Annotated in this window: 1 pseudogene; it reads right to left on the bottom strand. The window is 77.0% G+C overall.

Going from position 1 to position 831, the window contains the following annotated elements:
* A pseudogene (locus AA75_RS50620) lies at window positions 1-831 on the bottom strand (hypothetical protein); the annotation flags it as partial.

Here is an 831-nt window from a genome sequence, read left to right as displayed (position 1 = left end):
AGGTGGGGGTGGACGACGGGCCGTCGGTGGGGGTGGCCGGGGGCGGATCCGTGGGAGCCGGACCGGTGGCCTGACCGTCTCCGCCGGGGCTCCGCGGGCCGCCCTCCAGGGTGACCACCGCCTCGGAGGGCGGCAGCGCGATCCGTGCCGTCCACGGTCCGGCCGGCACCCGTGCCTCGTCGACGGTGACCGTCACCGTGATCCGCTGGCCGGGCGCCAGGGTGCCCGAGTCGCGGCTGAGGCGCAGCCAGTCGGCGTCCAGCACGGCGTGCCAGGTGATCGCGTCGCCGCCCGAGTTGGTCAGGGTGAGGACGGTTCGGCTGCCGTACTCCCGGGCGTCCACGGTGAGCCGGCCGGTCTGCTGCTGGTCGGCGGCGTCGGACACGGCGGAGGCGTCGGTGACGGCCGACCACGGCGTCAAGGTGCCCGTCGCGGGGACCCGGGCCGGCACGGGCACCGCGACTCCCCGAACCGTGGGGAGGGACGTTTCTGCAGTCGCCACACCGGCCAACTGCAGGTCACCGGCGACCGAGCCCGGCACGGCGGGCACCACCACCGGCGGTACCGGGACCGCGGGCAGTGCCGCACCGCCGACCGGGGAGGAGCCGACCCGTACCGACGAGATCGCCGCTGTGGAGTCCGACCCGCCGCCGTCCTGCTGGGCGGCCCAGAGCGCCACCACCGGGGCGGTCAGCACGGCCGCCAGCACGCCGGTGGTCACCACCCGTTGACGCACCGCCAGCGAACGGCCGGCGGCGGGAGCCCGGTGGCGCGGGAAACCCCGGTGGTCGAAGCGCGGCTCCAGGTACTCCGCCGCCTCGCCGCCGTCCG

Origin of the sequence: Kitasatospora sp. MBT63, assembly GCF_000710465.2 — a bacterium.
GTDB lineage: Bacteria > Actinomycetota > Actinomycetes > Streptomycetales > Streptomycetaceae > Kitasatospora.
Note: the sequence above shows the minus strand (reverse complement) of the source record. Positions and strands in the feature narration are given on the sequence as shown.